Here is a 24,797-nt window from a genome sequence, read left to right on the forward strand (position 1 = left end):
TTTTTCACACAAAGCTTTACTGTATATAATAACAGTATATACTGTTTATAAACACAGTATAACAAAGTGAAGGGATCACAGCATGCTTTGCCAACTTAGCATTAATAATTTTGCTATCGTTCGATTTCTCGAACTTGACTTTAAACCTGGAATGACCAGCATCACAGGTGAAACAGGTGCTGGTAAATCTATCGCAATTGATGCCTTAGGCTTATGTTTAGGTAACCGTGCTGATGCAACAACGGTTAGACCTGGTGCATCAAAAGCTGAAGTCAGTACAAGGTTTTCATTAAACGATGTTCCCTTAGCAAAGCGTTGGCTTGAAGATAATGATCTTGAATTAGAGCAAGAGTGTATTCTTCGACGAACAATCAATAGTGATGGACGCTCAAGAGCTTATATCAATGGTAATCCAGTCCCTCTCAGTCAGCTTAAAAGCCTCGGACAACTGTTAATTGGAATACATGGGCAACACGCTCATCATGCTATGCTTAAAAATGAGCATCAACTCACTTTACTCGATAGCTACGCTAATCACAGACTGTTACTTGAGGCGGTGTCCTCTGGATATCAACGCTGTAAACTCATAGAGAAGGAGTTAAAATCTCTGCAGCAAACTCAACATCAACGTATTGCTCGCAAACAGTTATTACAATATCAAGTCGAAGAGCTCAATGAATTTGCACTCAATAAAGGCGAGTTTGAGGACATTGAAGCTGAACATAAAAAACTGGCTAATGGTACCGCACTGGTAGAAGCATGCAAAAAACAACTCAGCATATTACAAGACAATGAACAAGCCAATATTGAATCACTTATTAATACTGGGATCACTCAAGCTCAGGAACTTGAATCATACGATCCCCATCTCAAAAGCGTGGTCACTATGCTCAATGAGGCCCTTATTCGGATCCAAGAAAGCAGTAATGAAATAGAGTGCTATTTAGATAAACTTGAACTAAATCCTGAGTATTTTGAAAAGCTTGAATTAAGGCTTTCACAATTAATGCAGCTATCACGTAAACATCAAGTTCTCCCAACGACACTCTACGATCATCATCAAGAACTGCTTACAGAACTCAATTCATTAGATTCCGATGAAAGTGCTTTGCTCCAATTAGAAGAGCAAGTTAATGCCAGTAAACAGAATTACTTAGTTCATGCTAACAAACTCAGTCAAAGCCGGATCCGTTATGCGAAAGAACTAAATAAAAAAGTGACTCAATCGATACATGAACTCAGTATGCCAAAAGGTAAATTCTGTATCGCTGTAACATTTAACCCAGAATCAATGTCGCTTAATGGCTGTGATAACATAGAGTTTCAGGTATCAACGAATCCAGGTCAGCCAATGCAGGCCATCTCTAAAGTCGCATCTGGTGGTGAACTTTCACGTATAGGCTTAGGCATACAAGTGATTACAGCCAAAAAAGTATCGACACCGACACTCATTTTTGACGAAGTCGATGTTGGGGTTTCAGGACCCACAGCTGCAGTTGTTGGCCGCATGCTTCGCACCTTAGGTGATTCAACTCAAGTGTTTTGTGTCACTCATTTGCCGCAAGTCGCTGGTAACGGTCATCAACATATGTTCGTCAACAAGCACAGTAAAGCAGGGAAAACAGAGACCTCTATGGTCTCGTTAAATAAATCCCAGCGTATCGAGGAACTCGCAAGGCTACTCGGTGGCGATGTGATAACCAGCAATACTTTAGCCAATGCTAAAGAACTATTACAAAGTTAATTATTCTTAATAATGCCCTCTTAAACGGTATCTCAAAACCACTTAAACATGCAGGATTTAATATGTTGAAGTGGAATACTTAAACTGAGACTAAATAAATATTATTTTTAGATCTGTTAACCTGTTCTCAAGCTCAATATCACAACTTGCTGGCGATAAATCTACTTTTTCACATCGGTTTAGCTCTATTTCAAATTTTTTATTAATGATTGCTTTAGTCAATGCTTTACAATCTATAGGATTTATGCCCTTTTCTTTAAAACATAACGGCTGCTGAAATCCCTTATCTGCATCGTTGGAAATAAGATACGCCCAATCATCGCCCCATGAATCAAGACCCAGAATATGCTCGCCAGTATCGGTAAAAACCTTAATTTGAGGGCCCAACTTAATGCCATAATTAAGGTGGTTTGTGGCCATAACTTTTAAATTACAATGTTGAAATTTTTCAACAGAATTAGATGATACAAGCTTAGAAGTAGAAACAGAATCTAATTGAAATGTAAGGTCTTTTTGACAGCCACTGATGAGAACAATACTCAACATAAATATTGACGTAGTAGAGGGGATCATTTCAGTACAAACCCTATTGTAATTATTTGTATCCTAGTCTATCAGAATTTCATGACATATTGACTGTCATTACAAAGTAAACAACATGATAAATGCTGACGCAGGTAAACCAAAGATATTCAGCCGTTTCTCCTGCTCAATGGCCTCTTAATAAATTACCCCATGAAAAATGACAAGAGTAACAATAACATTATGATGTCACTCACTCTGCAACATGTTACTCCTTTAGATATTATGCTTATTTTCCATCATTAATACCGATCACATGCATTGAGCAAGGGCTCCTTTTTTTGTTGCAGCCATAACACAGCCACGCTCGCTATCCGATGCAGCCTTACAATCTGCCATCATGGTTTTACCATCCGGCGCCATACTGCCCAACACTTTTTTAGCGTGCTTAACCACCTCGGTACATTTTTCAGCGGGCACGGGAGCATAGTTAGTGCATCCGTTAAGTGATAATAGGGATATTGCTATTAGCGGTAGAAAAAATCGGATCATGTTATTTCGCTCGACAAAACTAAACATATTTTATCCTCAGTGGCTTATATTCATTTCGTTAACACTAAAAGACTAGAAGAGATATCTAAGTTTTGCGAAATCACTTGCCTTATATCAAGCTAAAATTTTTATCCCTCCCCACATACAATACACCTAACTGAGCTTAACCAGCATTTTACCGCGGTTTTTACCTTCAAATAGACCAATAAAAGCATCGGGAGCACTCGCCAAGCCTTCATAAATAGTTTGCTCAGCTTTAACCGCGCCGGTAGAAAGCCACTGCGCCATCTGTTGTGTAAATTCAGGGTAATGAGCCCAATGCTCAAATACAATAAAACCTTCTATTTTAAGCTTCTTCATTATGATCAAAGCAAGGTTACTTGGCCCAGGTGTCGGAGCTGTATCATTGTATTGAGCAATCATGCCACATACAGCAATTCTGCCATGATCATTCATATTATCCAGTGCGGCAGCAAAATGCTCGCCACCGACATTTTCAAAGTAAACATCCACCCCTTGAGGCGCTGCAACCTGTAACGCAGCACTTAAATTATCGACCGTTTTATAATTAATCACAGCATCGACACCTAAACTTTTCAGGTGAGTCGCTTTTTCATCAGAACCGACAGAAGCAATCACTTTACACCCCATTAACTGAGCTAATTGACACGCCACACTTCCTACAGCACCAGATGCTGCAGAAACAAACAAGGTTTCCCCTTCTTTTAGCTCAGCTATTCGATTCAACCCAGTCCAGGCTGTCATACCTGGCATGCCTAACACGCCAAGAAAATGTGACTCACTTAAAGGAGTTTCTGGAAGCAGAGTGTGATCACTACCGTCAGTCACATAATGACTTCGCCAGCCTAGCATACTGGTCACTTTAGCACCGACAGGGAAGCTCGAATGACGCGACTCTATCACCTCACCAATCGAACCACCTTCGAGTGCTTCACCAAGTACAAAAGGGGCAATATAACTCTCTCTATCTACCATACGCCCACGCATGTATGGATCCACAGACATCCATAAGTTTTTAACTAAAAATTCCCCCATTTGGATCGCTGGTAATGAAACAGGCACTAATTTGAAATTAGCATGAGTGGGTAAACCGTCTGGGCGTGAGTCTAATAATATCTGTTGGGCCTGCATAAAACCTCTTTTACTTTGTGCGCTAATTAATTGTGGTAAACTCTACTCTCAAATATCGACAAAGGCAATTGCTTTGCGCGCAAAGTATATTGTGATTAGCTAAGTCATGATTAAAACTGAGCATATATCGACACTAACAAGCACATTAAAGGCGTACAAAAGGTGACCAAAACATCTCATCAAGATAGACAAAAAACGACCCAAATTGATGATAGCAAGGGCACGACATCCCTATCTGACAACGTCTGTTTTGCCCTATACACCGCAAGTAATGCATTGGTCCGTGCATACCGTCCATTATTAGAACAATGCGACCTAACTTACCCGCAATACCTAGTCATGCAAGCTTTGTGGCTTAATGATGGCGCTAGCCTCACCGACCTATCTAAAGAAACACGCCTAGATCTTGGCACTTTAACTCCGATAGTTAAACGCCTTGAAACTAAAGCCTTATTAGTTCGAAGTGTTGATTGTAAAGATGAACGAAAAAAAATAATCCAAGTAACAGCATCAGGTACAGCACTTAAACAAGCGGCCTTATCCTTAAAGCAAATTTTACTCAATAAAGTCAGTATTACGGAGCTGGAAATCGACTCTTTACGAGATTTATGCCTAACACTCACAGACGATCTCAATAAGAAATGAACAACATTCTGTTTACTATGATCAGGTAATAATATCTGCCAAATATTTTCACAGCAACTCATAGAGAATGACCAATATATAAACCGCGCTATTGGTATTGATAGCCATGCCACCAGCGTAAAGCTAGAACTGAGTTTTTGGCTGATATTAGAAAAAATCACAAGGGACCAAGAAATGTCGATTGCAAATAGACGATATAGAAGTGTTTTTATCATAAAAACCATCCGTGCTATAATCGTCTGGCATAAACTTGATTTGAAACACCATATTTTTTATAAAAAGATCTCAAGCCATGCGAACTGAATTGAATCGCTCTCGAGTCCAAATCTTGGTGGGCCCAACGACGAACAATAGCATCATTTAAAATCCATTGACCTAAACTTCCAGCTAAATGACTTTTTCGTTCGCTCCAATCTAGACAAGCCTTACACTACATATTATCAAGATAATAGGCGCTATATATTTGTGTTACCTAGGAGGGAAAACCTATTTTTCTCCTGTATCTCAAATGAATACAGGCAGTTCATGTCACGCTAAAAATGAGACGTCATCAATCATTTTCAAACAGGCATTTTTTATGACCTCTTCAAACCCCAAAGCCTTGATATTTGTCTCTGCTTTATTGCCCCAATTTATTCAAGCCGATACTGCGTTAGTGCCTCAAGTCACTGCACTTTGTTTCATTAGTGCAATGATTCATTTTGCTATCTATTTAAGCTATGCAGCACTTGGGGAAAGGGCTAAATCTTTACTGAATAACAATCAAAGACGTCAACGGTTTAATCAATTCAGTGGTGTCATATTCTTAGTATTTGGCATTTTTATAGGGCTATCTACCATTTGATACTCATTTGTACTCATAGGCAAAGTCGTTGACGTCTAATCGCTAACCTCAGTGTCAGACACCAACTTCTTATAGCAAAAATAACCCTAGCTAAAAAGAAACTGACACAGGTCACCTAACAACTTTGCTACTGGTAATGCTTACCAAGGTAACTTTTCACCATTGCAGTGCCAGAAACCACCGGTATTATCAATGTTCAACTGTTCAATACATAAGACTAAGCCTTTAGCTGAATCCTCTGGTGTGATGTCCCCATTGAAACCCACCATGCGTGTTTTCACAAATCCGGGGTGAAGTTGCGCCACCGCAATGCCTCGGGGTTTTACATCTTCTGATAGAGATTTACCAAATGCATTCAACGCTGCCTTTGAAGCGCGATACCCATAATAATGTCCGGATGTATTGTCGCCCATGGATCCCATACGACTGGTAATATTGACAATTTTACCGCCCTTGTTTATCTTGGGCAGCAATACTTCTGTCACACGAAGCGGGCCATAAGCATTGACCTCCATTTGACGCTGAATGCTGTCGAAATCCAAACACCCTAAGCTTTCATTGGCAAATAAACCCGCGTTGTTGATCAAAATATCAATTTGTTCATTGCTTAATATTATGCCCAACTCTTCAACGTTATCGCCTTTAGTGACATCTATGTTTTCCACTACCATGGAGGCCATTTCATCCAACTCTTGGGAGGTCTCACGACAAATACCAATAACATTATCGCCTTGCTTGACATAATGGCGCACTAACTCAAGGCCAATGCCACGGTTAGCGCCAGTGATCACAACAGTTCTAGACATGATTATTCCTTATGATTATCAATGCTTATTTTAAAGTATGTACTTAAGCAACAATATCATAGCCATCGTTCAATAACATATCGAAGTCAGTAGTGCTTTTGGAGGGAATATAAAAGGGAGATAATCGCTGAGTACCTAAGTACCTGAGTATAAAATTACCACTAATTAGAACATTATTTAAACACTGATTTTTTACATTTTTAATCTTGCATCAAAATCACGATTTACGTATAACTACTGACTGAATTTACTCATTATTTTTTATATGAAACAAGTTAGATCACTGTTAGAACATGAGTTCACTACGCTGGAAGAAGCATTCAAAAATCATCCTAAACATCGTTGTAGAACGCGTGTTCATGCAATATTGAGTAGTTATCATGGATTCAGTCTCAAGCAAATTGCACAAATATTATTGGTAAAACCCGGCACCGTATCTGGATGGATAGATCTATGGTTTGATTTGGGGATCAGCTTTCTTTATGACGGTAAGCGAACTGGACGACCAGAAATCTATAATGAAGCTGAAAACTTACAGTTAAAAGAGTGGGTCGATGATGAGCCTTATCAACTTAAACGAGCTCAGGCGATAATGGCATCAGAAACAGAAAAAAAAGTCAGTAAATCAACGATAAAAAGAACATTAAAAAAAATTCAATTATAGCTATAAACGTGCCAGACATAGCCTAAAAAATCAACGTTCTGAATCAGACTTTTTAGATTGTCAGCAAACATTAGCAGGCCTCATTACAGCTGAAGAGGCTGGGAGAATTGAGCTCTTTTATTTTGATGAGTCTGGCTTTAGCCAGAAGTCAAACTTACCCAGCGCTTGGTCTCCAAAAGGAGAGCCGTTAGTGATGCCTTCATACTCTCATAGCAAGAGGCTTAATGTACTTGGTTTTTTAAGTAGAAAAGGAACACTTGTTTACCATACCACTGAAAGTAAAGTGAATACCGAGGTTGTTATAGAAGCTTTTGAGCACTTCATATCGACTAAACATCTTGATAAATTAACGATTATCTACCTTGATAATGCTTCATTTCATCGCGCTAAGCGTTTTAAAGAAAAGTGCTATGAATGGTTACTAAAAGGGCTTGTCATTATGTATTTACCTGCTTATTCTCCCGAACTCAATATCATTGAAATACTCTGGAAAAAGATCAAATATGAATGGCTATCTTGCCATGCTTTTATCACGTTTGAGACGCTAAAAAATAGTGTGAAAGACATACTGGATAATTATCAGTCTAAATATTCGATAACTTTTAGTTAAGCACTTAACGACATGCTCGTGCATGCCGTTAGGTAATTTTTGTTATTCATCTTTTTTGACTGGGGTTAAGCCTTTATCTCTCGATTCCACTGCTTTCTCTAAATCAAATCCGCCCATTTTCCAATTTTTAGCTTCGTCTGCATTAAAAGATTGTTTATTCCACAGTCCAGCACTTTCAACATCAAACCCTGCCATTGACCAGTTATTTGCTTTTTCTGGTGTAAAACCACTTTTTTTCCAAGTCTGTGCTTTATCAGCATTAAACCCTATCTCTTTCCATGCCGAAATATCTCTTTCTGACATTCCTTTCCATGTTGCTGGAGCAGAGGCGCATGCTGTAAGTATTAACACCAAAATAAGTGAGCTAAACTTTTTCATATCATCATCCATTGTCGTCGTGTGATAAACACTGACCATGCACCAATTTTATTGATTTATCAGTGCGATCAGATAAAAATCGCTTGGGTATTTATCATAGATAAAAATTATTTATGATGTTAAAGATAGACCTTCATATATTGAGCAGCAAGCCATCAACCAGATAATAATGGGAATAGTGATACATTACACCCTAGCTGCTAAGTATAATAACCGGACCAGAATCAATACGAAACCTTGTTACATTGTTCGTGGTAAACTTTAAATTAGTCAAAAAATGCCATGCTCCCACCATAAAAGGTGACTAGCCTTCATTTTAATCTGCTGACAATGATGACGTTATACGAACCCTTCAACTGCTTTTTTTGGTATAACTGGAGAAGAAAGTAATTCAATCAACTTTTCTTTAACCCCTTTTCTATCCTCTTTATACCCTAGCCAATATTCACCTTTAATATCTTCAGTTTTAAATAGATTTTCTATTTTTTCATCAATTGTACCATCGCTTAAACGTCCAAGTTGTAACCTTAAATCATTGCTTAATATCTGCAATGATTCTTTCGCCTGCTCGTGGAGTTTATCAACAACAATAGGTCGATTAGAAGATATTTGATTAGGTGTTGTCATAATGTTAAACAATAATCTTAACCTCAAATATTTGCTCTTTAAAAAATCATTGCTAAATCTCTCACTTTCAGATTTATTCATCCCAGTTACATCGACTTCTTTATCTAAGAAAAAACTCAATGGATCAACTTTAACAGTGGTCAAGTCGCTAGTCTCCATGGGGGGATAATATACTTTGCATCTCACTGCTTCCATCATTTCTTCTGCACTAATAAGATGTTTAGATTCTGCTGGTACTTCATCGTCAACATTGGCACCGACTTTATCATGCAATAATGATAAAAAATGAGTAATTTTGGGAACCAAAGCTTCTTTGTGCAACAAGTAACTATTGTTATCGCAAGAAAACATCACATCAATATCTGATCCTGGCTTTTCATTACCTGAGGCGTATGAACCATAAAGAATAGATAACCAAGTACCTCCACAACTGTCTGACAATTGATGACAAAATTTATCAATAGACTTTTTAATATCACTAGTATTTTTAATTATCTCTTCAATTTTGTTATCTAACTCTAAATACAATTTATCACTTGGAAGAATACTTTCATCACAAGAGTAGTCGTAGTTATATTGCTCACAAAAACGTAAACGTCGACCTCCTTCGTTGGTGTCATGAGTCTCTACAATCTGATCATTTGAGGTAATGAAAGCATCTTGCCTAATATACATATTCTTGCCTTGTAAGTTCTCACTATGCATAGACAATACCGGATACCAGTTATATTGATGGTCACTCTTTCTATCAACCTGATCAAAAATTTCTGAGTTCGGGCCACGCCTAGAGACAATGACTTTTGCAGTATCTATCGTCAACTGATCTCCTGCATTCGTTTCCTTACTACTTAACGATTTAAATAACGAACCATCCGAAAGTTCAACAAGATGACTTTTACCTACGGTTTTAATTTCTAGACTATTTATTTTTTTATCTTTAAATTCTAAATTCCCTTCGCTAATACTCGAACGCCTTTCAGAGCTGACTCGGGTAACTTCCCTCCCATCCCTACCAATATCATCACCTCTGAAGCTGTGACTCCTTGAGATACTAATCATAAAAACCTACCTTTTACCGTTAAATGCATATACTCATTATTATTTTATAGGATCAATAAAACTAACATTTTCAATGAGGAAATACCCCATCCTAACCTCATTTTCGTATTCAACAATCAATTTTAAAATCTCGCCGATGATGGTTTCGCACTCATCAGAGTTTAATTTAGTTCTCATGTTGTAATAAATAAAACCATGACCTAATTCAGAGCCATAGTGTCTTCTAAAGTTTGTTATAATACTAATGCTGGGGATATCTTGACCCTTTTGAACTTTAGACGTGATAAACTGATAGAACCCTTCATGTAATCCATTAGCTGAATATATATCTACCAAATCATGACTTGATTTAAAGTTAAAAATGACCTCCCAACCACATGAGCTATGATTTAATACAGCTATATTTTCTTGCTCATCAAAACACTCCTTTAGCTTTTGCGCCGATTCTAGTAGTTGGCAGAGGTAATTTCTTAGCCCATTTAAACCTAGGGAATTTAACGCTGCCCATGCACTCGCAATCCCAGCCGCACTACGTGAATTTTCTATCGTATGTGTAAAGGCAACAAGATCCCCATAAGCCAAATGACTTTTTTGTTTAGGAAATTGAGCTTCGTTAGTAATAAAGAAGCTACTCGAATAAGGGCATAATGCATTTTTATGAAAATCAACCCCCAGCGAATCAAACCGATGAATAGACGAAAACTTGTCCGTCACTTGCTTAAGTTTGCCAATCACCTTTTGGGGTGTTTCAAAACGGTCAAAAAAGTCTTGGGCATCATGGATTAAACTGAACCATAACCAACCAATAACACTATCTAAATGTAAGTATGGAGTATAATCTAAGTGATGATTTTTAACGATTTCTTCTACCGTTGAAAAAATAGTCTCAGTGTTATCACAAACAAAATCTAATGTCGTTCCACCGCATGCGATTATTGCAGCGACTCGTTTACCATTTTTAATTTGCGTCAAAAACGCATCAGTAAGATCAGAATTTGATAAACCATTAGAAGATGAGATCGGGATCCGTACAACACTTTGCCTGCCAAGACCGAGAAACTCACATACATGTTCAATGGAGTAATGAGCCCCTTCAGATGTTAAAATAACAAGGTCTTGAGTAACTCCTTGATTTATATATGTCGGACAGATACGGCTAATCGCTGACTTTATGGCATAAAGTAGGGTAACTTTTCCACCGCTGCATGAAGTCCCGAACGCCTTATCCCAGCCGACCAACTTACCTATAAATCGAGCAATCAGTTGCTCAAATAGAAGAGACTTACCTCCATAGGTATCCATTATTGAATTCACATTATAAAGCAACATTAATGAAGCTGCAGCCTGTGTTTCTGGGAGCGGCTGAGGTACCATATTATATACGGCATTATTTGACTGCGGTCTAATGCTCCCCTCTATAATTTGACTAAGATCAGCCATAGTTTCTTTATCTGATGCTCCATCAAGAGGAAAATGATAACTATCAATTAACTCTTCATAAAAAAAATTTTCTACTTTAAAGCGTGGCCCAGAACTTTGCTTAGACTCAATAGAATGGATTCCTTCTTTTAATAATTCAAGAAAATTTTCTACATGAATGTTAAAATCATCAACCTGACATGGCGTAGAGCCGCTTGAACTTAAAATATGCATACACACCTCAATGCTAATTAAATATCAATTGATAAATAACACACAGCAACAAGCTTACTTTAACTTTATTAAGGTAAAGATTTTTATTAACTGAGTATTCCCTATCATTTTTACATTTTCTTGATTTAATCGTGATCCGTAACAGACGCCTATTTTAAGAAAGGTTAAAATAGCATTACCTGTAATAATGGTAACCATTATTACTAATACTTTCAAGCTATTGACAAATGTTTATATTAAAATGACCTTAGGTTGTTATTATGTTTAACTGAAACCAAAAAAATTAACATCGCTAACAAAAAAACATAATGTTTTGTAAATCAATAATTATTTAAATCCCATGCACCAGAATAAAATAACACTATTTAACATTATTTCTCTTGTCCTATTTCATATATTTCCTATAAATAGCGAGTTATCAAGTACACCAGCTCATTTTATTTTTTAATCGTTAATAACAAAAAAAAACAGTATTTAACAAAATATAAAATATAATTAGAGATGGATATAAATTAACATATCGGTTTCATTTACCCCTTTGATTTATTAAACACTCCGAATTATATGATTACACAATAGAAAAAAATGAACCTCTTATATTTGGTTTTATTTATCCTTTTTATCAAAAATCACATTAAAAAAAGTCTCAGGACAGCCCATTAGTCTTATGGACATATTATAGCCACAAGGATATGTTGCAATTAATGCAGATACTTAGTCATAACAACAATTCTAAGCTGTAACTAACGAATTTTTGCTGCATTTCAACTTAAATACGGTTTTAGCAAGGATTATCGTATAACAGAGAGAATAATTTTTACCAATAATGAATAACTTATAATTGTAGTGGATGAAAAAATGCCCCCCATTAATGCAACGTTGTCTGGAACCTCATCAATCATGATGGATGAAATGAGTGATGAGGAAAACATAGCGCCTAACGAAAAATTGACTGTTATTAAAGTTGAAAAAATAAATAAAACGAGAGAATGGAATAACGTATCTAGTCAATTTCGTCACTACACAGTGGAAACAATAACCCCAGTTAACATAAAACGGGATAAGCCATTAAAAAGCAAGAGTCATCAGACACGCCCAATTAAACTGACTCCATCGTGCATGTTTGCTGATGTTGCCAGTACTCACGTTAATCAAGTGATAAGCCAAAAAGAAGATGCGAGTGGTGAGCATGTACTTGAAGGCTTCAGCGAAGAGTTTGATCATATGTGTAAAATATGGGAAGAGTTTATGTTGTTGGGATACAACCAAACAACGCCTGTAGTACACAAGACTAAATTGGTTACTTTGTTAAGTATGACAAAAACACTTCATCATCACCAAAATGAAAGGTTACAAGAATTTGGTGCAAGAATTAGGCGAGTGTTAGCTCTACTCCCTGAAAATGATAACAATAAATGGATAAAAATACAGCTCAATCATGGCACAAGAAGTAAAGCGGTCGTGATGGCTGCTTTTTTAAATGCGGTGTTCAGTGCATTACTCGATGCGTCTAAAAAATTGATAGGACTTGATGAACAGCCCAAAATATGGGCAATGCAGAGTGAGATAACCAACACTGATTTAGTCAACGAAGCTGCAACTCACCTTCTTGGTGGAGTAGAGGAAATTAAGGCCGATCCGAAGGCATTTAAACGTCTTAAAGCTGAAGTGCTCTCAACATTAACTCAAGAGAAAAAAAAGGGACTGTTAGGTCAAAAATTGCAGAGACTGCAACAAGAAGCGATAAAAAATGCGAAGGCAGAAGAAGCACATCAATTGAGGATATTGGCGACGAGCATACGAGTGGTGGCAAAAAAAGTAAATCCATCGAATTTAAAGGCAGTAAAACGAGTGTTTTCTTTGCAAGCACCAATATCAATAGAGAATAAAAAAAATGTGGATAATTTTCTAAGGCTTGCCTCTCGTTTACTGAGCGATTTATCCGATGAATTTGAAGATATTGGTCAGCAACTCTCCCCCCTTCCTTCTATAATAAGCCAAATTAGCTCATCGGTGACCAATAGTTTGATCGATACCTTAGTCGCTGTCGATAATCCTGAATACTTGTTTGATAAAGTCAGTTCTTCCGTTGAAAAGCATAAACAAAGATTACCTGTAATGGGAAAGCAGTTAATAGCGACAGGAAAATATGGCGTCAATAAAGTTAATCAGGGAATACGAACACAATTAACAGAACATATTGACCGCAATGAACGAATTGTGGATTCCGTGTTGAGATCGATATTGACTCAATTATTGGATGCCAGAGAACACTTGAAAAAAACAAGCGATCCTTTAAGCGAGACGCTAGATGAACTTAAAAAAAGTGAAGAGAAGCTTGAGGGGGAACTAGGGAGTAATTTTGTACGAAGATTTGGTTTGAGCCTTAAGGAACGAACTAGCATTGTAGACCAAGCCTTGCTAAAGGATCGAGATAAAGACAAAACATTAGTTACCTTGACGACAATATTAGATACACATTTAGAGATAAATAAGGTAATAAATACTCAAGATAGAAGGCAATGGTATGCTCTGAAAGAACATCTCACTGACAAATGTCATGCCGCACATCTAGCAGTAAAGCGAGTACATGAAATGGTATCTGATAATAATATGGATAACAAAATAAGGGCGATATTAAGTCAAGTGCCAGATGCATTACAAAATAAAGCTAAAACACAGATTGAGGCGCTAAATAAGCTGATTATTCCAGAGGTTAAAAAGTTAAGGCAAGCGGCAAGTACACTAGAGTCAGCCACGCATTTGGCGATGAATAATCAATTATTAGCGGCAAGTAATGAAGTGGTCAAGGCTGAGCTTTTATCGAAAGAAGCTAAAGGGTTAACAAAAATTATTAGTGCTATGTTTACAGGTGAATCACTCAATAGTTTTTCTCGTCAGGGAAGATTAGCGAAATCAATAGCGGAATGGCTCAATAAAGTGCAAGACAATTTTACGAGTGAGCCTAAGGAAATACGGGAAATAATTAACGGTTTGCTAATGACATTTCGCCATGGTGAAATGAAACAGAGTTTTTCTAAGTGGACAGATCCTATCGGGATCTTATTATCTGGCAGGGTCGATAGTGCATATACCGATGCGCAAGATAATGTACTGAGATGGAATTCAAGTGCTGCAGAAATTATGAAAACAAGAACAGGATTAACAGATTACCTTATCTGTTGGGGAGAACAGAATGTCTCTTATAGTGCGGCGCTAAGTATTATAGGTGGTGCAGTGGGAGAAGGCGCAGCCGCGTTAGAATATCTAGCGTCAACAGATCCTAGGTTGCAACCTAAATTAGACTTTTTAATGGTCGCATTAGCGCCAATAACCATGGCCATTGGCGTAAGGAAGTTAAAAAAATCGGTAAAACCAGGTGAAGACTTACCCTTTGCAGAGATAAATCAATTTATCCGAGAAGAAGCCTGTAAAGCCGCGTTTAGACTCGTAACAGGACTTCTTCCCAAAGTGGGTAAGACAAGCTTGGGAGTTGCCCTTACCCTTGGCGGCATAATGAGTGGTAGAAGTCATCTCGGGCAAACACTGACAAGTCAACTCCCTCTTGATGCCGCTTATGTGAGCGGTTATTTAAGCTACCGTGCTACGAGGGAGCAAGATATTGAAGAGCGAAACTGGATACGCGTGTAGCGATAAATCATTTCCAGTGACTTGGTTCGACAATATTATTGAGATATTTAATAACTAGAATGTTAATTGCAGATTCAACCTTGACCATTAAAACTATGGGTGGATGGTTAACCTGTATTGAACAATGATTTTTGGATAGTTTGAGTTTACATTAGTGGCAGTTCCAACCTTAAAATGGATAAATAGCCAGTCATTCTTAATCACAGAACATCCACGTGGAAAGAGACTAATTATTTATTTATTTTTTGTGTGCCGATAAGCTGTTTGGCTTGGATTAAATAAGCGTCAAATTTACCTTCAACTTTCATTTGGCGGAATATATCGGCTAATTTAAGCGCGAGATCATTGTGACGTTGATGTAGATAACCATAAACAGGATGGGTTTCAAGCTGGGTTAGCATTTGGATATTCACATTGATGAATTCAGGCGTACTTAACAGCTCATTCACGACTTCATTCGTTTCGATGTATATATCAATTCTACCTCGAATCAATTTACGCAACGATTCGCTTCGGCTGGATGAATCACTTAATCTGTCTGAATTAACGTATTGAGTAAGTCGTTCATGCATAAACTGCGAGCCGCGGTAATATTCTATTTTATATTGGCTGTTTTTTATATCTTGCCAAGAATCAATTTTGATTGATGAATTGTAAGCATAAGCACTGATGTTAAATACAGAGATCGGCTCATTTATGCGCACTAGATTGGGATGTGCAGCGCCATAACCTTCATATCTCCCCATTTCACCGTCTATCCTGCCTAAATCAGCCATTCTACTGGCTCTTATCATTGGAAGGATAATGTATGAAAAATCAATGTTAAGTCGAGCAAATGCATCTCTATAAATCAACTCACCCCATTTACCATAAATATCGACTTTGGGATCGTTTACATAGGCTAAGGTAATTTCCTGACTATTGGCTTTTACCACTATGATATTGAGCAATAACAAAATGATAATGACGCTCGTACCTTTAATCGTTTTATTCATATTTATACACCAAAGGTAATGAAGTAAAGTTAAAGTTAAGTGTAGACGAGAAGATATTTTACGAGCATAGGACGTCTTGAAAGAGGCTAAAAGAAAAATTATAGAAAAATTATAGCCAGCCATTGTTAATCAATAACATATCGACATTCCCGCGAACCTTCAACGTTCTGTAACTGTCAATTTATGGGAGAAAGGAGTGTTAAGCTCATATAACTGAGTGCTCTTAACAAAATGAGTTTTTTTGTCGTAAAAAGTTGATTTTCAGGCAAGAAATATCTGCTCTGTTGATAAACTGAGGAAGATTTTATTGGGGGTATATTAGAGCTCTGTTGCACTTATTACATAAATCCAGCGCCTAGCCTACTTTCAGATACTCACAACTCGTGGAAAAATGCCGTCGTCTTTTATTTAAGTGTTCACAGTAGCAACTTAGCTCTTGCAGTGTCCCTACTGCCCCATGAAATAGATGCCCAAACTCTGTGGTGATTTTGAGCCAATTGTCAGCAGAGCCAAAAATAATAGCCAGCCATAGAGCCAAAAATAATAGCCAGCCATTGTTAATCAATAACATATCGACATTCACGCGAACCTTCAACGTTCTGCAACTATCAACTCATGAGAGGAAGGAGTGTTAAGCTCATATAACTGAGTGCTCTTAACAAAATGAGTTTTTTTGTCGTAAAAAGTTGATTTTCAGACAAGGAATATCTGCTCTGTTAATAAACTGAGGAAGATTTTATTGGTGGTATATTAGAGCTCTGTTGCACTTATTACATAAATCCAGCGCCTAGTCTACTTTCAGATACTCACAACTCGTGGAAAAATGCCGTCGTCTTTTATTTAAGTGTTCACAGTAGCAACTTAGCTCTTGCAGTGTCCCTACTGCCCCATGAAATAGATGCCCAAACTCTGTGGTGATTTTGAGCCAGTTGTCAGCAGGAATGTTTAACCTCGTTAATATCTTATCTGCATTCGCTGAGATTGCTCCGCGTTTATCATCTCGAATAATACGCCCTGTTTCATCAATTAATTCAAGATAGTCTTTCAGCGCGAAGTTTATCCCTTTGGGTTGATTCAGCCGTTCATTCCCAATAAAGGGCAGTAATCTGGTGGGTTGTTTTCCATTGATTGCCGCGTTGACTCGCAATTGAAGGCTGGTGTAGTCTGAATTCTCTGGCGTATTGGCCATCTTAGCCCGAATTGGATTAAGTTCAACGTAGGCCATACAAGCCAGCACTGCCGCTTCATCCAAAAGCGCTTGAGATTTAAACCGTCCTTCCCAGAAATGACCCGTGCAGTTATCTTCAAAGTTGGCTTGCCTAGCAATGGGCTCATTAAGACATCGCATAAACCAGCTAATATCACTCAGCCGTGAGCGGTAAGTTGCAATAAAATATTTTAATTTAGCCACTTGGTGCTCATCAATCACTTCACCTCGAGCAAATTTTTGTGTGAGTGCTGTGCCGTTAAAGCATTGATGCCATTGTTCTACCACCTCCCTATCTGACCAGACATTGGCTTTATCTAAATCGATATATAACACAATATGCAAATGATTACTCATCACCGCATAGGCCGCCACATCAATCGCAAAGACGTCAGATAATTTAAGCACTTGCGCCTCAACCCAACCGCGTCGATGGTCATAGTTTTTCCCTGTGTACTTATCGTCACCACAGAGATATGCGCGGCGCACGACACGGCTACAACAATGATAATAAGGCGTGTCTTCGATACTGATTAGCGTTCTTCTAGGCCGAGGCATAACTCACTCCAATGATATCACCATAATTAAATTTTAGTCACAGCGACAGGAAGTGCAATTAACGATGGCTGTCTATGGATTAATTAGCAAAATGCAATTAACGATGGCTTTTTATGTGCTTTTTCCCGTTAATTTCAAGCTGGCCAACTTCTTCGATTTGGTTTTATTGGTGATTTATCTAGCACCATTATCTAACCATCCTGACACAAGAACCTTAAGACAGCACATAAGACTTATGGACATATTATAACCATAAGGATATGTTAAAAACATTGTGGGTGTCCACTTAGTGCAATTGCAGCGGCTATGTGACAGTACCACTAAATAGACATAAAAATTAATACCTTACCACTTACTTTATTCAGGGGTATTGTAGGCGATAAAGGAAAAGTCTATCTTGTTTTTACTATGGATGGCTTGGTTTGCTCTCTCATAGCAAGAGGCTTAATGTACTTGGTTTTTTAAGTAGAAAAGGAACACTTGTTTACCATACCACTGAAAGTAAAGTGAATACCGAGGTTGTTATAGAAGCTTTTGAGCACTTCATATCGACTAAACGTCTTGATAAATTAACGATTGTCTACCTCGATAATACTTCATTTCATCGCGCTAAGCATTTTAAAAAAAAACGCTATGAATGGTTACTTAAAGGGCTGGTTATAATCTATTTACCAGCTTATTCTTCCGAACTCAATATCATTGAAATACTCTGGAAAAAGCTCAAGTATGAATGGCTATCTTGCCATGCTTTTATCACGTTTGAGACGCTAAAAAATAGTGTAAAAGACATACTGGATAATTATCAGTCTAAATATTCGATAACTTTTAGTTAAGCACTTAATACCTATATTAGCAAGAAAAAGAATTATGATTAAATCATAAAAAATGAATTTAACTTACTCGTTAAAATATCACTCCAAGTTGAATCAACTTCTAAGCCATTTAAATCAAAATTAAATGCGATCGTTCTTCTGACGATGTCATAATGACTAATTTTGTATATTTCGTATAATTTATATTTCACTTCATCTGTTTCAAAGTTTTTATAAAACCACATAAGTAAGTCAAAATAATTCATTTCATCGCCTAGCAGTTGGTACTTTTCAAGTACTAATACAGAAAGCTTTGCTGATGGTGGCAATCTAGCCGTTTTTATTATAAGAGAAGAAAACATCAAGACTTTCAAATTATCAAGAGATTCATAAAGCAAATCATCAACAATATCATTAATGATTTCTTTAGCATTTTCATATTTACCCTGACACATATAAGATTCATATAAACGATAATAAAAAATATTTTGTTCTACTCCACTCGTTCTATACATCACTCCTCGTATGATAGATTCAGCTTGTTGGTAATGCCCAAAAACTAGAAAAAATATTATTTGTGACTCTCTATAAAATATAGATTTTAACATTTCAGGAGGGCATTCACTATCAATGGTAAGCATTCCATTTTTTTTCTTTAAATTTATTTTTAATCGCTCCAAAAACATAACGTTTTTAATAAAAGAAATATGATCAGCAATCATATAGTCATTTATTGTTATTGCCCCCAAAGTAATAAAACCATTATCGTTATTTAACTCTTCAACTATTCTATAAAATTCATCATAATTATTATTTAAAACATGTAATCTAGCTAGGTTAACTGTGGGCTGAAGTACTTTAATCAAAAAATCATTGTTTTTTGTTTCAAGGTAACGTGCAACCCAAAAATCAATGACTGTTTCCAACATTTTTCGACTTAAAACATGTTCACCTTTAAAAGATAACATAAAGGTGTAGTTATTTACTAATACTTCTATTTCACTATTTATCGATAATTTTTTTGGGTTTATTTTTGAAAACATTGATTTTTCAAAAACATCATACAGTCTCTTTGACCATGCCTCAATATTATAATACGCGATTAGATCTCTTGATTGAGATATTAGCTTTACATTAACTTGACATTCATCGTCCATATAACTATTTTTTTTATCTTTAACATCAAACAATAATCACCTCCCAGTTTTTAACTTTTAAAAGTAAAAATTCAGCGTTTAACAATTTCAAAGGTTGCCGATGAAATATTATTTTTTAGAAAATTCACAGCTGTGGCTAATACTGCGTCATCATCGGATAGGTAATAGGACATATCTCGTGCAACGTAAATATCAGGCTTTACCCCATAACCAACAAAGTCACGACCATCAGGATAAGAATCTCTTTTAGTACAAATTTTTGCTGTTCCTCCACCTGGAAGATCAATGATTAATGGTTGTCCTGTACTACCAAAAGTCGGCTCGCCGATGGTGGTGAAATGTTCAGCACCATCGGCATAAATTAGAAAGTTTTCAGCAGAGCTTGAAGTATTTCGACTGATTAAGATGACCGTGGGCACCACATTTTTTTCTGTAACATTGACCTCATCTGCAGAAATAATATCAGCAGGCATTTCTGTCCATGCTTGTCCTAAGAAATAAGATTCATATTTTTTTGCCCAAGTATAATCTTGTGAAAACTTCCCCCAAGCTTTAAACGTCGCATTATGGATACGCATTTTACTTTTAGCCCCGACTAAATCATGAAAAGTCAAGTGTTTAAGGATATCTTCGACAATCATAGTATTACCACCATGATTAAAGCGTAAATCCAAAATCAACCCCTTTGCTAATTGCATTTCAGGGAGCATCTTTTTAAATTTATCGATAATGTCAATATCATGAAAATTATTTAGTGCAATATAGTAAACATTATTATCAAGTAATTCACCCACAATGGATTTTTTGTTATTGATTTCTCTTTTGGTAACATTTTCAGATGAGTGCCATTTTATATTGTTATTACTTAAATTACGTTCCAGCCAGACATGTTTTATTGAATTATCTGGGAGTTGAAATTTAATATCCATAGTAGTACCTGGTTTTCCGGCAAGTAAGCCATAACCTTGACTAAAACTCCCCTTAATCGCCCAATCTAATTTTATTTGATAAGTTGAGCTGCTGATATACGGAAATACATCATTTTTTAACACATCAAATGTATCTCGGCCATCAATAGACAAAACTATGGAGCCTAATGGTATATCATTTTTAAACTTTTCCGCAACAGCAATAACAATAGCTTTGTTTTCAGCTTCTGCTAATTTTATACTTGGAAAAGATATGTTTTTATTGACTAAATCTTTTGGAATTGTCACATAAGTCATACCATCATTGAGTTCAGCAGCTAATTTACTTAATAATCGATAATATTCGAAATTATTTTTACTATTTTTAACTTCTGAAATATAAGAAATATATGTAGCATCCCAATCTAAACTTTTTACTTGATCAAAATAGGCAAAATTATAGCTTGCTTCTTTCCAAAAAAGTGAAAGACCATATATTTTTTGTTCTGAAGTTAAAATATCATTTCCAATGACACCACTATATCCAGAAAAACTATTTAACAAAAAAAACATTGCGAGAATTTCCTTTAATCCTTTCATGTGACCTCTTAATATAAATAAATGTTCTACTTAACAATTGTCAATGTAGTCTGACGTACTTTATCTTCAATAATAGTTGGGGATACTTCAAAATCTACCTGTGTCAAATCAATTATTCTGTCCGCCATTTTTATTGTTTCTTGTCTATGTGATATCATTATTCTGGTTATTCCTAAGAACTTTAGAACAGTATTTATTTTTTTTTCGGTTTCTGAATCTAAAGCACTACTCGCTTCATCTAAAAACAATACTTTAGGCTCTTTATATAACGCTCGTGCGATTAAAACACGCTGGATCTGACCTCCTGATAAGGTACTGCCCATATCACCAGCCAAAGAATGGAATCCCATAGGCATCGCCACTATATCATCATAAATAAAAGCATCTTGTGCCACTTTCTCTAAGCGTTGCATATTTTGATCGATAGAAAAAAAACTGATGTTATCTGCCAAAGAACCTGATAATAAATCATCACCTTGCATCACTGCAGACATTACATTTCTATAGTTATTCAATCCTATTTGGGTAATATCTTTATCATCTATCAACACAGCACCTGAAGTCGGTGGCAATAACCCCATAATGATTTTCATCAATGTCGTTTTACCAAAACCAGAAGGGGCAATTAAGGCAACACATTCTCCACCTTGGATCGTTAAAGATAAATTTTCAAAGATATAAGGTTCATTTTCATTATAACGATAAGATATATTTTTGAGTTCGATTTTACCAACTACATTATCTAATTCGGGATGATTAGTGTCAAGAGCATGCTCTTGATCCTCTAAGGCGATATCAGCTATCCGACTTAGATGTAATCCCATCATTCGCCATTCAAAGATTTTTTCCAATAATGTATGCGCACTAATAGTGAATTGTTGCCTGTATGCTAAAAAAGCAAATAGTACTCCAATAGTAATTTTTTCATCTAGGATTAAATATGCCCCTAACCATATTAATAAAACGTATTCCATTCCTTGTAGTAATTCTTTGAATGTATTATAGGCTATTGTTAACTTGCCTAATTTTATATCTGCATTCATCCAATCTGCATTTGCATTTTCTAACTTTGATTGTCGAATAGCCTCGCCACTGAATATTTTTACTGGTTGAACCGATCGTACTGACTCATAAAAAAGTCCGTCAGAAATAGCTTTTAACTGTAGTTTTTCTTTAGTGTGATTGCGTATTGGTTGGAATAAGATAATGCGGGATAATGTATACAAGGAAATGGCAGAAATAGCTATCAACGTGAGTTTAGGTGAAAAAACAAACATCATAATTACCGTAATAATTGCCATCACACCATCGATTAACCCCTCGACAAAGCCACTGCTTAACAGTTGTTTTATATATTCGAGCGAACCAAACCTTGAAGTTATGTCTCCGATAAATCGTTTACCAAACCAAGTCATGGGTAACCGTAACATGTGCCTGAATAAATTAGACACCAGTTGAATGCCTAATGTCGTTCGCAAATAAACAATGATCCAAGAACGAAACGCTTGTGTCACTACTTTTAACAACAATAACAAGGAAAAACCAAATCCTAATACTAATAAAAATCGTCTATCATTCGTTATGACTACATTATCAACCACTAATTGAATAAAATATGGGGCTAGTAAAGCAAGAAACTGTAACACCACAGACAAAATAATTATTTGTACTAAACTACGTTTCAAACCTGTAATACTTTTCCATAACACACCTAAACCTAGTTTTAATTCTTCATCTTTTTCGGTGAAATCATCTGTTGGCCTAAGCTCTAATGCAATGCCGGTAAATGATTTTGATACAGCCTCCATAGATAAAAACATTTCACCTTTAGCCGGATCATGAATAACAATGCCATTTCTTTTAACCGCTTTTAGTACTACAAAATGATTAAGATCCCAATGTAAAATCACTGGTGTATTAAGTGTTTTAAGTTGTTCCAGTTCTACTTTTAACGCTCTACCTGATAGATTTAGCTGAGAGGCTATATTGACCAGTTGTTTTAATGTCGCCCCTTTTAAACTAATTGGATATTTACGTCTTAAGCTGAACAAATCGATTTTATGGCCATAAAAATTTGAGATCATGCAAATACAAGTTAACCCACATTCAGCAGCTTCACTTTGCAACAATACAGGCAGTTTATTTTTATTACTAAAATTTAGTTTACTTGTAATATTTTCCATATTTTATCCGTGCAGGTGTAATTAACTGTTATTCTGAGCTGTCATCATTGGTTCAAAAATCCAGCCAAAAAATGAACGCGTTTCCCCAACAATATCCGCATCAAGTAACATTCCTGTTTGCAATTTAATCGCTTGATTTTTTATATCTATATTTTGCTTATTTAGCATCACTATCGCTCGATAGGAAGGTGCTTCAACAAGCTCAGAAACCTCAGCTTGAAAGGGTTGGATTAACGTTTGTGAGATATTTTCAATGGTACCGGAAAAGATGCCAAACTTTTGAAAAGGGAAAGCCTGATATCTCAGATTAATCTTGTGCCCTATTTTGACCTGACCTATGGCACTTGTCGGTATGTATATTTCTGCAACCAGTTGGTGGTTTTTAGGCAATAAAATCATAAGTGGTTTATTCATCTCGATAAAAGTACCATTTCTAACAAAAACATTAGCAACGATGCCATCATTAGGTGCTGTTATAATATAAAATCGATCAGATTCTTTATTCGCCAAATCTCTTTGAATATTGGCTAAATTTTGTTGATAACCCACCACCATCGATTTCCCTTGTACGGTAATATTACGGATACTTTTTTCCGTTTTTTTAGCCTGTTCAAGAAAATTCAATTTGGCTCTGCTGAGCGATTTCAAAACAAGACGCGCTTCGAGTAACTGTGCATATTTGGCATTATATTCGGTTTGAGAAACTTGTTTTTTATCTCTTAATTTTGAAATTATTGATAATTCTGAAGCTAATAACTTCTTATAATCATTTTTGATGTTTATCTCTTCTTGCGCAAGTTTTGCTTTTTGTTTTAACGTTCTTACTGCACTAATCAAATCCTCAACATCAAATTTATTAAGTTCTTTTTGATAGATTATTTTCTCATTTATCAACGCTATACTTTCTTTCAAGCTACTAATAAGTTTATTGTTTATAGAGCCACTCTCACCTTGCTTGTCTGTTCTTATTTTATATAAAGATGTTCCCTGTGATACAAAGTCACCTTCATTGAGGTAAATTTCTTCTACAATACCGGGTTGATAAGCCATAATCTCGGTATCACCAGTGCGACTTTTTAAAACACCTTTTACAGGAGTTGCCTGAGTATATTCTCCAAAAAAAAGAAACAAGGTTATAACAAGTAAAATTATAACAATGAATATGGAGATAAGACTAAAACTGATAGGTCTTATCAATATGACTTCTCCATGTCTTGATGACATAGCTTCAATAACTTCAGTTCTAAAAATTTGACGTTTCTTTTTAATCATTTTCTACTGTCACTCTATTTAATCTCACCCGTAGTATTTAGTGATTGCTTCAATATAAAACAATACCTTGAATAAAAATTAAATTATAACTAAATCCAGCCAAATTAAGATTATTTCAAGACAATATAGATACTATCTTAAAATAAAAGTTAATATCATGATAAAATAAGGCGGCATTTTATTACTTACTGTTTAAAC

The 24,797-nt window shown here is 36.2% G+C and carries 21 protein-coding genes; 7 read left to right on the forward strand and 14 right to left on the reverse strand.

The genetic code is table 11. From position 1 onward, the window contains the following. The first annotated feature begins 82 nt into the window (after positions 1-82). Complete coding sequence (gene recN / locus HQQ94_RS17040; RefSeq protein ID WP_173295527.1) at positions 83-1,744, forward strand: DNA repair protein RecN; 1,662 nt, start codon at positions 83-85, stop codon at positions 1,742-1,744. A 90-nt stretch (positions 1,745-1,834) separates the two neighbouring features. On the opposite strand, the gene HQQ94_RS17045 is transcribed toward recN, so the two are convergent. The 3 genes from HQQ94_RS17045 to HQQ94_RS17055 all read right to left on the reverse strand — a co-directional run bounded on the left by HQQ94_RS17045 (position 1,835) and on the right by HQQ94_RS17055 (position 3,970). Continuing rightward, positions 1,835-2,317, reverse strand: coding sequence for a hypothetical protein (locus HQQ94_RS17045; protein ID WP_173295528.1), 483 nt, complete (start codon positions 2,315-2,317; stop codon positions 1,835-1,837). Between the two features lie 261 nt (positions 2,318-2,578). Then, positions 2,579-2,845: a hypothetical protein gene (locus HQQ94_RS17050; RefSeq protein ID WP_217274056.1), complete on the reverse strand. Its 267-nt coding sequence runs from the start codon at positions 2,843-2,845 to the stop codon at positions 2,579-2,581. A gap of 126 nt (positions 2,846-2,971) precedes the next feature. Beyond that, positions 2,972-3,970, reverse strand: a complete 999-nt coding sequence (locus HQQ94_RS17055) for an NADP-dependent oxidoreductase (RefSeq protein ID WP_173295529.1) — start codon at positions 3,968-3,970, stop codon at positions 2,972-2,974. Between the two features lie 204 nt (positions 3,971-4,174). Between HQQ94_RS17055 and HQQ94_RS17060 the strand changes: the two genes are divergently transcribed. From HQQ94_RS17060 to HQQ94_RS17070, 3 genes are all read left to right on the forward strand, one after another. Beyond that, positions 4,175-4,615 (forward strand): MarR family transcriptional regulator, encoded by a 441-nt coding sequence (locus tag HQQ94_RS17060; RefSeq protein WP_309247284.1) that lies wholly within the window; start codon positions 4,175-4,177, stop codon positions 4,613-4,615. A gap of 90 nt (positions 4,616-4,705) precedes the next feature. Further along, positions 4,706-4,918, forward strand: a complete 213-nt coding sequence (locus HQQ94_RS22675; protein WP_309247285.1) for a ribbon-helix-helix domain-containing protein — start codon at positions 4,706-4,708, stop codon at positions 4,916-4,918. Between the two features lie 136 nt (positions 4,919-5,054). Further along, entirely contained in the window at positions 5,055-5,459 is a 405-nt protein-coding gene (locus HQQ94_RS17070; protein ID WP_309247286.1) for a LysE family translocator, read from the forward strand. 140 nt (positions 5,460-5,599) lie between these two features. Here the strand turns inward: HQQ94_RS17070 and HQQ94_RS17075 are convergent, their stop codons facing one another. Further along, positions 5,600-6,265 carry an SDR family oxidoreductase gene (locus tag HQQ94_RS17075; RefSeq protein WP_173295532.1) on the reverse strand — a complete coding sequence of 222 codons (666 nt, stop codon included), beginning with the start codon at positions 6,263-6,265 and terminating at the stop codon, positions 5,600-5,602. Positions 6,266-6,530: 265 nt separating this feature from the next. Between HQQ94_RS17075 and HQQ94_RS17080 the strand changes: the two genes are divergently transcribed. Next, positions 6,531-7,539 (forward strand): IS630 family transposase gene (locus HQQ94_RS17080; RefSeq protein ID WP_173295533.1). Its coding sequence is split into 2 segments (ribosomal slippage): positions 6,531-6,911 and positions 6,913-7,539, totalling 1,008 coding nucleotides; the frame shifts between segments, so codons are not numbered across the junction. 42 nt (positions 7,540-7,581) lie between these two features. Here HQQ94_RS17080 and HQQ94_RS17085 read toward each other — a convergent pair. The 3 genes from HQQ94_RS17085 to HQQ94_RS17095 all read right to left on the reverse strand — a co-directional run bounded on the left by HQQ94_RS17085 (position 7,582) and on the right by HQQ94_RS17095 (position 11,256). After that, a complete protein-coding gene (locus HQQ94_RS17085) occupies positions 7,582-7,917 on the reverse strand; it encodes a hypothetical protein (protein WP_173295534.1) in 336 nt (111 codons plus the stop codon). Between the two features lie 339 nt (positions 7,918-8,256). Beyond that, the gene (locus HQQ94_RS17090; protein ID WP_173295535.1) at positions 8,257-9,603 is read right to left on the reverse strand and encodes a nucleotidyltransferase domain-containing protein; all 1,347 of its coding nucleotides are present in this window, start codon (positions 9,601-9,603) and stop codon (positions 8,257-8,259) included. A 39-nt stretch (positions 9,604-9,642) separates the two neighbouring features. After that, positions 9,643-11,256, reverse strand: a complete 1,614-nt coding sequence (locus HQQ94_RS17095) for a pyridoxal-dependent decarboxylase (RefSeq protein ID WP_173295536.1) — start codon at positions 11,254-11,256, stop codon at positions 9,643-9,645. Positions 11,257-12,114: 858 nt separating this feature from the next. Between HQQ94_RS17095 and HQQ94_RS17100 the strand changes: the two genes are divergently transcribed. Further along, the gene (locus HQQ94_RS17100; RefSeq protein WP_173295537.1) at positions 12,115-14,907 is read left to right on the forward strand and encodes a hypothetical protein; all 2,793 of its coding nucleotides are present in this window, start codon (positions 12,115-12,117) and stop codon (positions 14,905-14,907) included. A gap of 230 nt (positions 14,908-15,137) precedes the next feature. On the opposite strand, the gene HQQ94_RS17105 is transcribed toward HQQ94_RS17100, so the two are convergent. The 3 genes from HQQ94_RS17105 to HQQ94_RS17115 all read right to left on the reverse strand — a co-directional run bounded on the left by HQQ94_RS17105 (position 15,138) and on the right by HQQ94_RS17115 (position 17,667). Beyond that, positions 15,138-15,902 (reverse strand): hypothetical protein, encoded by a 765-nt coding sequence (locus HQQ94_RS17105; protein WP_173295538.1) that lies wholly within the window; start codon positions 15,900-15,902, stop codon positions 15,138-15,140. Between the two features lie 355 nt (positions 15,903-16,257). Next, positions 16,258-16,485 (reverse strand): hypothetical protein, encoded by a 228-nt coding sequence (locus HQQ94_RS17110; protein ID WP_173292469.1) that lies wholly within the window; start codon positions 16,483-16,485, stop codon positions 16,258-16,260. A gap of 204 nt (positions 16,486-16,689) precedes the next feature. Beyond that, positions 16,690-17,667: a transposase gene (locus HQQ94_RS17115; protein ID WP_173295539.1), complete on the reverse strand. Its 978-nt coding sequence runs from the start codon at positions 17,665-17,667 to the stop codon at positions 16,690-16,692. Positions 17,668-18,089: 422 nt separating this feature from the next. On the opposite strand from HQQ94_RS17115, the gene HQQ94_RS17120 reads away from it, so the two are divergent. After that, positions 18,090-18,500 carry a transposase gene (locus HQQ94_RS17120; RefSeq protein ID WP_173295540.1) on the forward strand — a complete coding sequence of 137 codons (411 nt, stop codon included), beginning with the start codon at positions 18,090-18,092 and terminating at the stop codon, positions 18,498-18,500. 38 nt (positions 18,501-18,538) lie between these two features. Here HQQ94_RS17120 and HQQ94_RS17125 read toward each other — a convergent pair whose 3' ends face one another. Genes HQQ94_RS17125 through HQQ94_RS17140 form a run of 4 tightly spaced genes read right to left on the reverse strand, consistent with a single transcriptional unit; the run spans position 18,539 to position 24,599 of the window. After that, positions 18,539-19,669, reverse strand: coding sequence for a hypothetical protein (locus HQQ94_RS17125; RefSeq protein WP_173295541.1), 1,131 nt, complete (start codon positions 19,667-19,669; stop codon positions 18,539-18,541). Between the two features lie 38 nt (positions 19,670-19,707). Then, positions 19,708-21,144, reverse strand: a complete 1,437-nt coding sequence (locus HQQ94_RS17130) for a S41 family peptidase (protein WP_173295542.1) — start codon at positions 21,142-21,144, stop codon at positions 19,708-19,710. A 26-nt stretch (positions 21,145-21,170) separates the two neighbouring features. Beyond that, on the reverse strand, positions 21,171-23,327 hold the full coding sequence (locus HQQ94_RS17135; protein WP_173295544.1) for a peptidase domain-containing ABC transporter: 2,157 nt from the start codon (positions 23,325-23,327) through the stop codon (positions 21,171-21,173). Positions 23,328-23,348: 21 nt separating this feature from the next. Beyond that, positions 23,349-24,599, reverse strand: a complete 1,251-nt coding sequence (locus HQQ94_RS17140) for an HlyD family secretion protein (protein WP_173295546.1) — start codon at positions 24,597-24,599, stop codon at positions 23,349-23,351. Positions 24,600-24,797 lie beyond the last annotated feature (198 nt).

Origin of the sequence: Shewanella sp. VB17 (assembly GCF_013248905.1) — a bacterium.
In the GTDB taxonomy this organism is placed as follows: domain Bacteria; phylum Pseudomonadota; class Gammaproteobacteria; order Enterobacterales; family Shewanellaceae; genus Shewanella.

What these genes read in the sequence shown, in the direction of transcription:
- HQQ94_RS17115 (WP_173295539.1), bottom strand. Translation starts at nt 17,667, where the DNA reads ATGCCTCGGCCTAGAAGAACGCTAATCAGTATCGAAGACACGCCTTAT.
- HQQ94_RS17050 (WP_217274056.1), bottom strand. Translation starts at nt 2,845, where the DNA reads ATGTTTAGTTTTGTCGAGCGAAATAACATGATCCGATTTTTTCTACCG.
- HQQ94_RS17100 (WP_173295537.1), top strand. Translation starts at nt 12,115, where the DNA reads ATGCCCCCCATTAATGCAACGTTGTCTGGAACCTCATCAATCATGATG.
- HQQ94_RS17075 (WP_173295532.1), bottom strand. Translation starts at nt 6,265, where the DNA reads ATGTCTAGAACTGTTGTGATCACTGGCGCTAACCGTGGCATTGGCCTT.
- HQQ94_RS17135 (WP_173295544.1), bottom strand. Translation starts at nt 23,327, where the DNA reads ATGGAAAATATTACAAGTAAACTAAATTTTAGTAATAAAAATAAACTG.
- HQQ94_RS17045 (WP_173295528.1), bottom strand. Translation starts at nt 2,317, where the DNA reads ATGATCCCCTCTACTACGTCAATATTTATGTTGAGTATTGTTCTCATC.
- HQQ94_RS17085 (WP_173295534.1), bottom strand. Translation starts at nt 7,917, where the DNA reads ATGAAAAAGTTTAGCTCACTTATTTTGGTGTTAATACTTACAGCATGC.
- HQQ94_RS17090 (WP_173295535.1), bottom strand. Translation starts at nt 9,603, where the DNA reads ATGATTAGTATCTCAAGGAGTCACAGCTTCAGAGGTGATGATATTGGT.
- recN (WP_173295527.1), top strand. Translation starts at nt 83, where the DNA reads ATGCTTTGCCAACTTAGCATTAATAATTTTGCTATCGTTCGATTTCTC.
- HQQ94_RS17095 (WP_173295536.1), bottom strand. Translation starts at nt 11,256, where the DNA reads ATGCATATTTTAAGTTCAAGCGGCTCTACGCCATGTCAGGTTGATGAT.
- HQQ94_RS17055 (WP_173295529.1), bottom strand. Translation starts at nt 3,970, where the DNA reads ATGCAGGCCCAACAGATATTATTAGACTCACGCCCAGACGGTTTACCC.
- HQQ94_RS17105 (WP_173295538.1), bottom strand. Translation starts at nt 15,902, where the DNA reads ATGAATAAAACGATTAAAGGTACGAGCGTCATTATCATTTTGTTATTG.
- HQQ94_RS17140 (WP_173295546.1), bottom strand. Translation starts at nt 24,599, where the DNA reads ATGATTAAAAAGAAACGTCAAATTTTTAGAACTGAAGTTATTGAAGCT.
- HQQ94_RS17130 (WP_173295542.1), bottom strand. Translation starts at nt 21,144, where the DNA reads ATGAAAGGATTAAAGGAAATTCTCGCAATGTTTTTTTTGTTAAATAGT.